10 protein-coding genes are annotated in these 10,408 nt (G+C 63.1%); 8 read left to right on the forward strand and 2 right to left on the reverse strand.

Features of this window, described 5'->3' with window-relative positions:
- Positions 1-543: 543 nt before the first annotated feature.
- The 4 genes from ABIE00_RS25580 to ABIE00_RS25595 all read left to right on the forward strand — a co-directional run bounded on the left by ABIE00_RS25580 (position 544) and on the right by ABIE00_RS25595 (position 3,171).
- Positions 544-870, forward strand: coding sequence for a histone-like nucleoid-structuring protein Lsr2 (locus ABIE00_RS25580; protein WP_354263744.1), 327 nt, complete (start codon positions 544-546; stop codon positions 868-870).
- Positions 871-1,290: 420 nt separating this feature from the next.
- Positions 1,291-1,500, forward strand: coding sequence for a hypothetical protein (locus ABIE00_RS25585; RefSeq protein ID WP_354263746.1), 210 nt, complete (start codon positions 1,291-1,293; stop codon positions 1,498-1,500).
- Between the two features lie 157 nt (positions 1,501-1,657).
- Positions 1,658-2,767, forward strand: a complete 1,110-nt coding sequence (locus tag ABIE00_RS25590) for an ATP-binding protein (RefSeq protein ID WP_354263748.1) — start codon at positions 1,658-1,660, stop codon at positions 2,765-2,767.
- 224 nt (positions 2,768-2,991) lie between these two features.
- Positions 2,992-3,171: an NAD(P)-binding domain-containing protein gene (locus tag ABIE00_RS25595; RefSeq protein ID WP_354263762.1), complete on the forward strand. Its 180-nt coding sequence runs from the start codon at positions 2,992-2,994 to the stop codon at positions 3,169-3,171.
- On the opposite strand, the gene ABIE00_RS25600 is transcribed toward ABIE00_RS25595, so the two are convergent.
- Positions 3,125-4,519 carry a plasmid pRiA4b ORF-3 family protein gene (locus ABIE00_RS25600; RefSeq protein ID WP_354263750.1) on the reverse strand — a complete coding sequence of 465 codons (1,395 nt, stop codon included), beginning with the start codon at positions 4,517-4,519 and terminating at the stop codon, positions 3,125-3,127. The genes ABIE00_RS25595 and ABIE00_RS25600 overlap by 47 nt on opposite strands.
- Before the next feature lie 1,202 nt (positions 4,520-5,721).
- Here ABIE00_RS25600 and ABIE00_RS25605 point away from each other — a divergent pair.
- Positions 5,722-7,167: an MFS transporter gene (locus ABIE00_RS25605; RefSeq protein WP_354263752.1), complete on the forward strand. Its 1,446-nt coding sequence runs from the start codon at positions 5,722-5,724 to the stop codon at positions 7,165-7,167.
- 284 nt (positions 7,168-7,451) lie between these two features.
- Here ABIE00_RS25605 and ABIE00_RS25610 read toward each other — a convergent pair whose 3' ends face one another.
- The gene (locus ABIE00_RS25610; protein WP_354263753.1) at positions 7,452-8,039 is read right to left on the reverse strand and encodes a CGNR zinc finger domain-containing protein; all 588 of its coding nucleotides are present in this window, start codon (positions 8,037-8,039) and stop codon (positions 7,452-7,454) included.
- Between the two features lie 89 nt (positions 8,040-8,128).
- Here ABIE00_RS25610 and ABIE00_RS25615 point away from each other — a divergent pair, with 89 nt between their 5' ends.
- From ABIE00_RS25615 to ABIE00_RS25625, 3 genes are all read left to right on the forward strand, one after another.
- Complete coding sequence (locus tag ABIE00_RS25615; RefSeq protein WP_354263754.1) at positions 8,129-9,217, forward strand: LLM class flavin-dependent oxidoreductase; 1,089 nt, start codon at positions 8,129-8,131, stop codon at positions 9,215-9,217.
- 60 nt (positions 9,218-9,277) lie between these two features.
- On the forward strand, positions 9,278-9,931 hold the full coding sequence (locus ABIE00_RS25620) for a cysteine hydrolase family protein (RefSeq protein ID WP_354263755.1): 654 nt from the start codon (positions 9,278-9,280) through the stop codon (positions 9,929-9,931).
- Positions 9,932-10,030: 99 nt separating this feature from the next.
- Positions 10,031-10,408: transposase (locus ABIE00_RS25625; RefSeq protein ID WP_354263763.1), on the forward strand; the 378-nt coding region annotated here is incomplete at its 3' end.

The raw sequence follows: 10,408 nt of genomic DNA on the forward strand, positions 1-10,408 counted from the left end.
GCCAGCTGGTTTCGACCAGGCCGGCGGCAAGGAGGCGTGAGCGGTAATTGGCGACGAGGTTGGTCTTTGCGTTCAATCGCTCTCCAAGGTTTCCCTGCGATCGAAGGGGCCGTGATCCTGCGCAAATGACGCGGAGGAACGCGAGGTCCTTGGGTGCGGTGGTTGAGAGGGCGGCTTCGATGATTGTGCGGGCATTGCGTCCGTGCGCTGCCTGTATCGCACGGTCCGCTTCGGCAGCTGTTACCGTGCCATTGTTGTTCTCGGCTTCCCGCCAGAGGAAGCGCAGGAACGTCGCAACGCCTTCATTGAGGAGGTCTGATACGGCTGCTGGAGGTCCGGCGAAGACGATCCGAAAACGGTGCCGGGTAGTGTCCAGTGCATTTGGGTGATGGACGGCTAGGGAATGTTTACTGACCATGATCAGTAAGACCGAAACCGGAAGCAATGTGACTTGCGATTCTTGTTACTACCGTCTATTTGGAGCCGAATTTACCCGAAGCGTGCCGGGCGCTAAAAGCGGCATTCCGCTGATAAAATCAAGCTATGGCACGCAAAACAGTAGTAATTCTCGAAGATGATCTCGACGGTTCCAACGCCAATGAGACCGTGCAATTTACCCTCGACGGCACTGAATATGAGATTGATCTAAACGAAGAGCATGCCAATGAACTTCGTCAGGCTCTCAGCCGATTTGCGGAGGCAGCACGCAAGACTTCCGGCGGCCGCGGCCGATCGGCCACTCGCAGGCCAGCGCCGGGTAACAGCGATGCCAAAGCCATCCGGCAGTGGGCGGTGGATAAGGGACTCAAAGTCAACGCCCGTGGACGAATCCAAGCGGACATCGTCGAGCAGTACCAAGCCGCTCACTGATAAACGAAGCCGTCCCGCCAGACGCTCCAGACGACAACAGGTAAGAACTGTAAGTTGCTGCCGACGACCGTCTATGTCCATAAATGCCGGGCCGTCAAACCCTAGTGGGATAAATGGAAACTTTATCCTGCAGCCCGCGTTCTCAGCTGTTAAAATGCCGGTGACAGTTGGAGTCCGGTCCTGGCATGGTCGCCGGCATTGCTGATTTTCGGGACCGGAACGGTGACGAGTCGCAGGAGATGGTTTGGGTCGAAACTCAAAATTATTTGACCTCTTAATTCGTGCCACACGCTCCGGAGCACCCCGGTGTAGCGCGGGCAGTCTCCCGGACGAGTCATCAGCGACCGCGCTTGAGAAGCCCGGCGGCGGCACCTTGAACAACCATGCGCCAGCAGCGCCCCATTAGGAAGGCAGCCCCTCATGAATGACGCAATGGGGGATTCCGCCTGGGATCCGCGCTCCGTCCGGGACGAAGATATCATCGCCGATGCGATACAGCTGCTGCACGACTTCGACAACACACCACCGAACGCGATGACCCCGCTCTTCTACCAACATGGGTTCGAGGAACTGTCCCTTGCTGTCCGCGACTTACTCCGTATCCTGGGCCACCGGCCCGAGGGCACCTGAAGATGCCTACCGGCAGCAGGTTCCAGACCAGCCCCAGGCGGACGTCCGATGTGCCGACGATGAGTGGCACGCGTCACCGAGCCTCCGTGTTCACCAAATTCACCTTAGTTCACCAAATTCACCATATTCACCCGGATTCACCTGATAGGTTGGAGGCATGCCTGAACCTGAGAACCCTTTCCGCCCGACAGCAGGAGCGACGCCGCCGGAGGTCATTGGCCGGGCCGGGCTCTTGGATGAGTTCGAGTACGGGCTCGGGCTAGGGTCCGGCGCGCCCGGGTTGTTGACAATTTTCACCGGCGCCCGCGGTATCGGCAAGACCGTCATGCTGCGAGCCGCGCACGACGTGGCGAGGGAACATGGGTGGGCGGTGGTGTCGGAGACAGCCACCGGGACCTTCATGGGACGGGTTGGGGAAAAGATGCGCCGCCTGGCCGAGGAGCTCGGTGATGGGCCCGACCCACGCCGGCGCATCACGGCTCTCACCGTCGCCGGTTTCGGGGTTACGACGCAACTCTCACCGGAGCGTCAGGTGGATTGGCGGGAGCTTGGGGAGAACCTTCTCACGCTGCTTGATGCACGCGGAACTGGGCTGCTTATTACCGTCGATGAGATCCACGCTGCGGACCGCACTGAACTGTCGCAGTTGGCGGCAAACGTCCAACATTTCATTCAGGACGGCCTGCCTATCGCCCTGATTTTCGCTGGCCTTCCGTCCGCAGTGTCGGATCTTCTGAATGAAGGAGTGGCGACGTTTCTGCGCCGTGCGGACAAGATCGATCTTCACGCCGCAGGGATACGTGATGTGGAGACATCCTTCCGGGAAACGTTCGGCAAAGCAGAAATTTCGATCGCCCCCGAGCTGGTACAGCGTGCGGCAGCGGCCACCGGCGGCTATCCGTTCCTCATTCAACTGGTTGGCTACTTCCTGTGGAGGGAAGCCGAGAAACACAATCGTTCCCTCTCGACCGATGCGGTAGACCGCGCCATAGCAGCGGCCGTGCGCCGCAACGAACGGGTTGTCATCGAAGCAGCCCTGGCCACAGCATCGGCAAAAGACAGGGAATTCCTCCATGCCATGGCCGTCGATGACGGACCAACAATGACCGCCGACCTGATCCGACGCACGGCTTCACGGCCAACCCTTGTTGCCAAATACAGGACCAGACTCCTGGACGCCGGGCTCGTTGAGTCAGCCGGGCACGGCAAACTCGACTTCGCCATTCCCGGCCTACGGCAATACCTGAGAAAGACCCCATCACGCTGAGCGCGGGTACTCGGCAAGACCTCAGCCAGGGCGTTGATGGCCGGCCCGCAGAGCGGTCGAGAACGTCTCACGACAACAGCCCCATGCCAGGCCGAAAAAGATCCGCCGCCGCGTGGTTTCCGTTCCACTGCGCGCGAGGCGGTCCTTTAGCCGAACTGCCACCGGGTGGCACGCGTGGAGTGACGAGGCAACCAACTGGCGTCCTTTTTAGGGAGCAGCTCATGATGGAGGCCGTCGCCGTTCTGGGTACCGGGATCATGGGCGCCGGAATGGCGCAGATCCTGATTAAGAACGGCTTCGCGGTGCGGGTCTGGAACCGCAGCAGCGCTCGGGCAGCGCCGCTGGCCGCGGCAGGATTTATGAGTGAAGGGCGGCCCGGGCGAAGGCTTTTCCGTGCGGCGTGATGTTGTTTGGTTCCAATCCACCGTGGTCGTTGAAGATGCCCAGGTTCTGGAGTACTTCCAGGGGCTCGGCGAGGAGCGCATGGAGGGTTCTCGGGTCGAGGTCTGCTCCGTCGGGGCTTCTCCAGCCGAGTGCGCTGAGTCCGAACGCAACGGCTTCAAGGTATTCGTCCCAGGCGGACCGTTCTCCTGCGGCGATCTCGAGGAGGAGCAGCAGGACCGCGTCGCGCCCGGAATCATGACGGTGCCGGTGCGCCAGGGCTCTGGCGACGAACATCCAGAGAGCGGTTGGATCATCAAGCAGCCGCTTGGCGGCAGAGGTAAGGAGGAGCCGGCCTTTTATTTTGCGGATGAGGCCCAGGCGTTGTGCGCTTTCGCGCAGCTGCAGCACGGGCAGGGTCTGCTCTTCGCGGTTGGCCTTGCCGATCCAGTTCTTGGCCCAGCCGAGTTCGGTCATTGCTTCGTGGACCACTGCTGGCGGCAGCCACCCGGCTGGAGTGAGCGAGAGTCCGTCCTGCCCGACGCGGCGGGCAAGCCAGAGGTAGGGGGCTGTCATTGCTTCGGCGATGTCCTCGTCCACCGACCCGGGCCCGTCGAGGCCCACGGAGTCCAGATAACAACGGAACTCGCGGCGCAGCCCGGGCGGCAACCGGTGAGTGAGTTCCTGGGTCAGTGACTCGGTCTCCGGACCCGGACCGTGTGCGGGAGCTTCGAACAGCAATGCCAGTTCATTGCAGAGTGCATCGATGTCCAGGTGTTCAGGGTCGAAGTCCTGCCATGGCCCGACCGTCCACGCAACCCACGCCTTTAGCTCATCGTGATCGTCGTGGCTGGGGTCAGCGAGGGTGTCGAGCAGATCGTGGTAGCCGCCGATCCCGCCGGAATCCTCCAACGGCGCCCGCCGCGCTCCGTCCAGCAGCCGCACCCTCGGGACGTTGGCTGGTTTGGGGATGCTGTCGATAAGTTCGAGGCGGTGGACCCAGGAGTCTCCGAAGTCATATTCGTAGAACAGGGGACCTGACTCGGAGGTGAGGACCTCGCCCAGGGTCCAGGCGGTCTCTGGCAGGTCACCGTCGTTGTCTTCCAGGAGGTCCTCGGACACCCAGCGCCGGGGTTCACGCACGTGCCCGTTAACGGCACGCAGGCGAACGTAGGGGTCGGTGTCGGTGAACGAGTGAAGGTGCGCGTCCCGCCAGCCCACGGCCGTCTGAAGGACGTCATGGATCCTCTCCAGCGTCAGGGACGAATCGATTTCAAGGACCCGCCAGATCAACGGCTCGCTGCCTTCGATCGAAACTCTAACCCGCAGCAACCTCGACCCGTTGCTGGCCTCCTCCGCACGTACCGTCACAGCACTATCCTGCCAGTCCAAGCACGGGGGAGCGGCCGGCCAGCTTTCCGGACGCCCTCCGGGTCGTGATGCCTCGCTCGCTTCCACCCGAAACGTGCTCAGCAATGTCAGGTTGGGTTCTAGGAGCCTGGTGATCTCTTGTCAGATAAGCAGAAAACCGATCCTATTCTGACGGCTTTAGGCCCAGTCTCCTGACGTCAGGTTGGGGTGTACTTCTACCTGGGCGCGAAGTCATCTGAATAAGGGCGGGTGCTCCGTGTCTCACAACCGACGAGCGGCCGCTTAGGGATGCCCGCACAGCGAATCGCACCTATCTTGGCGAGACGCCTCAAATCCCAAGAGTTACGCGACACCCAGGGCGCTTCGTCGGAGGACTTCGGCTGACAGTTTGCACCCGCCTTTGCCTTGATATACCCCTGGGGGGTATATTTGGGCTGTTGTCAGTGACATGGTATGTCCCGGCCGGCGCCCTGCGCCCGCCTCTTACAGCCGTCAATCCCAGCACCCATTGATGCTTCGTCAAGGAATGGAAACTGACGTGTTTGAATCTGAAAAACGCACAGAACTGCCCCTCGCCTCGTCCGCTGGAGGGTGCAGCTGCTGCTCATCCGAACCCTCCTCCTCACACGTTGGCACTGGCGACGTTGAATTCACTGTTGAAGGTCTAACCTGCGGGCACTGTGTCCAGACCTGTTGAAAAGGCGGTCTTGGCGCTCGACGGTGTCGAATCTGCCTCTGTTGAGCTCGTTCCCGGAGGCCGTTCCCGTTTGGTTGTTGTCAGCGGTCAAGCCGACAGCTTCGCTGTCGGGAGGCCGTCACTTCCGCCGGTTACTCCGTTATCAGCAACTGAGCCGGGCGTACGCCGCGCTTCCCCTGCAGCCAACCGCCCGGAATCGGGGTCTCCCCCTTGCTAGAGGACAGAGCGAGGCCGAGACAGGGATGCCGGGACATCTTTTCCGTGGCCGGTGGCGGGCACGCCGCGGGCACAGGCCTGCAACAACCCGACAAGCCACACCGGTAACGGCGACGGACGAGGTTCTGTCCGGGACAGTACCGCCAAGCGGTAAACGGGGTCCTTCTTGCCCTTCACGCCGCGGCAACTTGTCCCCGAACCTAATGCGTCGGCACCCCATGTGGGATGCGTGCGCAGACTCCAGACACTGCGGCCCCTCGCGGCCCACCAAATTTTTGAAGGAGATGTTGTGACAGAAAAAACAGGTCAGCGCCGCGGTTTGATACCGCTGCTGGTGATAGCCACCGCGCAGCTGATGCTGGTGCTGGACGACTCCATCGTGAACATTGCTTTGCCAAGCATCCAGCAGGAACTCGGGATCGACGCCGTGCATCTGCCCTGGATCGTGAACGCCTACATCCTCGCGTTCGGCGCCCTGCTGCTCCTGGGCGGAAGGATCGGCGACCTTTACGGGCGCCGGCGTGCCCTGCAAGTAGGCCTCGCTATCTTCGTGCTCGCGTCACTGGTCGGCGGTCTCGGCCTGAACAGTGGGGCGCTCATTGGCGCACGGGCCGTCCAGGGGATGGGGGCGGCTCTGGTCGCACCCAATGCCCTGGCCTTGATCGCCACAACCTTTGCCGAGCGCAAGACGCGGGACGCCGCCCTGGCACTGTACGGCGCGATGTCCGGTATCGGAATCGTGATCGGCCTGCTGCTCGGTGGCGTGTTGACCGGCGCCCTGGGCTGGCGGTGGGTATTCTTCATCAACATCCCCATCGGCATCCTGGTGCTGCTCGGTAGCCGCGCGCTTGTTGAAGCCGAGCCTCGCCCGGGCAGCCTTGACGTCAGGGGGGCAGTGCTGGGAACCGGCGGCATGGTTGCCCTGGTGTATGCCATCACCCGCTTTGGTGAGGATGGCTTCACAGACCCGATCGGGCTTGGGCTCATCGGCGCCGCACTGGTGCTGCTCGCAGCATTCATCGCCACGCAAGCCCGCAGCCGCACCCCGTTGGTCCCCCTGAGCTTGTTCCGTGACCGGACCCGCGCCGGCGCGTACGCGTCCATGCTGTTGCTGGCCGTCGGGCCCATGGGCACCTTTTATGTGATCACCCTTTACCTCCAGCAGGTACAGCACTACAGCCCCCTGCAGACCGGCGCGGGCTGGCTCCCTTTCGCTGCCGGGATAGTCGTCGGAGCCGGTGGCGCTCCCAAGCTGCTGACCAACGTGGCTCCGCGCGTTATCGCATCAGCGGGCGCTCTGCTCAGCGCGGCCGCGGCCTTCTGGTTCTCCTTCATCCAGGTAGACACGAGCTACTGGCTGCACCTTGCCCCGGCCATGTTCTCCCTCGCCCTCGGGTTCGGCCTCGGTGTTATTGCCCTGACCCAGGCCGCGGTCTACAACACGGCACCCCACGAGGCCGGCATTGCCTCCGCACTGCTCAACTCCGCGCAGCAAATCGGTGTAGCCCTGGGATTGGCGGTTCTGGCTGGCATCGCCGCAACCGTCACCGGGACGGTCGAACCCGGCGCAACAGCGGCCGCTCAACTGGTCGCCGGATACGGTAGTGCACTCGCCGTCGCCGCCGGCCTGCTCACAGCTGCCGCACTACTGGCCGCCACCACCTTGCCCGGCAAACCAACGGCACAAGCCGATGGCAAGTCCGCCGTGACTGCGGTCGACCAGCCGAGCCACTAGCTGCCGAGACGAAACGTCGGCATGCTCGCCCCCGATCAGGGCGGGCATGCCGATCATACGAGCCCAAGTTAATCGCGGTCCGGCTGTGACATATCCACAGGTAGCGGTTATGAGACGCCCGGACAAGTGCGTCTCCCCGGGAGGCAACGCGAACAGGTCGTAGCCTTACGTCCATGTCCATTAGTAAGTAACCATTAGTACTGGACGCCAAGCTCACAAATTTACGTTGAAGCTGTGTGTGCTTGGCCTATCGACCCGAAGGGTGGCCTTGGCAGCACACTGATTCATGCGGTGTGTATCGCCCGTTTGCGTGCGTAGGCGCGTGCGGCGCGGACTCGGTCGCCGCAGCGGGTTGAGCACCATTGGCGTCGTGCGTGGGTGCGGAGGAAGAACCGTTCGCACGAGTCTGCTTCGCAGGACGCGACCAGCGATGCTTGGTCCCCGCTTAGCAGCGAGGCCGCATCATCGGCGATGAGGGCCATGACGTGTTCGACGACCTGCGTCACGGGATGCTTGGCGCAACGGGTGAAACCCGCCGCCGGGTCGAACCGTAAAAGCAGCGCACCGGGGGAGCGGGTCAGCGCACTATTAACAGCATTCACGGCCGCTGCGGCGGGAACGTCGCCAGCGGTGTGCGCGGTGAAGAGATCGCGCAGGTCTGCGCGCAGGTCTGCGAGTCTGCCCCGGCAGTGCTCGTGCAGCACAGTGTCCGGTGCGATGAGATCGTGTGCTCTCAGCCAAGCCGCGGCGTCGTCAGGACCGTCCAATTCGTCGTGGCGTTTGCCTCCGGGCAGTTCGCTTGCGCTGTTAACCAGTGCGAGGCTTGGATGCTCTTCGGCGCCTGGTACGGCTGCTAACAGTGTCTCCGACATGATTCTCATGGTATCAGTTTCGTTTAACCGTGAGGCAACTGCTAGGCTCCAGTCACGCCAAAAACCATGTTTTTCCATGAGGAGTTTGTATGCACTTCGGTCGACCATCTGGCACGGCCCCGTTCAAGTTGTCTGTGCTTTCCGCGGGCGGCACCGGTGTCGGGATGACCGCTGGGGAGGGGCTCGCGGGCACGATCTCGCTTGCGCGGACTGCGGACCGGCGTGGTTATCACCGGTTCTGGATGTCTGAGCATCATGGGATGGGGGCGACCTCGGTGTCTTCACCTTCGTTGATGGTCGCCCGCCTCACCGCTGAGACGGCGCGCATCCGCCTTGGCGCCGGAGGGGTGATGCTGCCTAACCACTCCCCGTTGCTGATCGCCGAGCAGTTCGGGATGCTGGAGGCTCTCGCTCCGGGCCGGATCGATCTCGGGCTGGGACGCGCCCCCGGCACTGATGCGGCGACTGCAGCGGCGTTGCGCCAGGGCGCGGATGCCAACGACGGATTCCCGCAGCAGGTGCTCGAATTGCTCGGGTTCCTGGGCGACCAATTCCCCTCCGGACACCCGTACCGGCACGTCCACGCGGTGCCCGGCCCCTGGCAGGCAAAGGAGAACCGGGTGCCGGCGGCCTCGACCGTCCCGGACGTGTGGGTGCTGGGCTCCTCTCCGTACTCAGCACAATTGGCCGGGCACCTCGGCCGACCGTATGCATTCGCCTTGCAGTTCGGCGACGCCGACATCGACACGGCCCTACGTGTCTACCGTGAGAACTTCCAGCCCTCCGACGTGCTCGCTAAGCCCCACACCCTCGTCAGCGTACCCGCGGCGATCAGCGACGACCCAGCGGAGGCCAAAAGGCAGGCGGCAACGTCGGCAATGGCGATGCTGCGCATGTTCAAAAGCGAAGGCTACCTGCTCCTGCCCCCGGACGAGGTTGAGGCCTACCAAGCAACGATGCAGGAGCGGCAGATCCTCGACGCCTACACCAACCGCAGTTTCCACGGCACCGCCGCTACTGTCGCCGACCGTCTCGAAGCCCTGCACGAGCGGACCGGTGTCGATGAGGTGATGCTCGTCGTCGGCGGCCACTCGGCAACCCTGGACCAGCGCGGAATCACCCTGATCGCCGATCACTACGCACTGCCGTGCCTGGAGGCACCGCTTTCGGCCGCGTAGCAGGAGCACCATGCCAACACTCCACACGTTCACAATCAACCCCCTTTGAAGGAGAACACCATGACCGCGCCGCGCAGAGCCCTGATCGTCATCGACGCCCAACAGGAATACTTCGACGGACTGCTCCCGATTCAATACCCAGCCCGCGATGAATCCATCGCCAGCATCCAGACCGCGATCAACACGGCCCAGCAGGCCGGAACGCCGGTGGTGCTCGTCCAGCACGAACTCCCGGCAGAAGCCCCGGTTTTCGCTTCCGGGTCGGCGACCTGGCAGAACCACCCCGAAGTAGCCGCCCACGAGAACGTAGCAGCCAAGCGCATCAAGAAGCAGTTCTCCAGCATCTTCGCGGACACCGGCCTCGAAGCCTGGCTGGGTGAACAAGGCATCGACACCATCACCCTGGTTGGGTACATGACAAACAACTGCGTGATCGCCTCCGCCGCGGCCGCCGAACCCCTTGGCTTCGCTGTCGAAGTCCTCTCAGACGCGACCGGAGCAATCGATCTCTCCAACGATGCCGGCACCGCTGCAGCACGCCAGGTCCACGAGATCCTCATGGCGCTGTTGCACTCCAACTGGGCCGCCGTCACCGACACGGCGACCTGGGCCACAGCACTGCGTACGAGCGCGCCGCTGACCAAGAGCGACCTCATCACCTCCGCCGCGCAAAGCCGCAGCACCCGGCAGGAAACCCAGGTAAGCCCCCGGTGATGCCGGCCGGGGCTTAGGTGCAGCTTGGGGACTGTAAATTTACCGGTGTAACTCCTGACGAAGAAGGAGAGCCCCGTGACAGATGTGACAGACGCTGCGATCGATGCGGTGGATGAGGAACTGGTTCGGCAGCTGACCGAGCGCGCCCGGGCCGAAGGACTGCAGCTGACCGGGGAGGGCGGCCTGCTGCAGAAGCTGACCAAGCTGGTGATGGAGTCGGCGTTGGACGGCGAACTGGACGATCATCTGGGATACGGCAAGCACGATCCGGCCGGGCGCGACGGCGGCAACTCCCGTAACGGCCGGCGGTCCAAGACGCTGCTGACCGAGGCCGGGCCGGTGGAGATCTCGGTGCCCAGGGACCGCGACGCGTCGTTCGAGCCGCGGATCGTGGCCAAGCGGCAGCGCCGGCTGACCGGGGTGGATGACCTGGTGATCTCACTGTCGGCCAAGGGCCTGACCCATGGCGAGATCGCG

Origin of the sequence: Arthrobacter sp. OAP107, from assembly GCF_040546765.1 — a bacterium.
Taxonomy (GTDB): domain Bacteria; phylum Actinomycetota; class Actinomycetes; order Actinomycetales; family Micrococcaceae; genus Arthrobacter.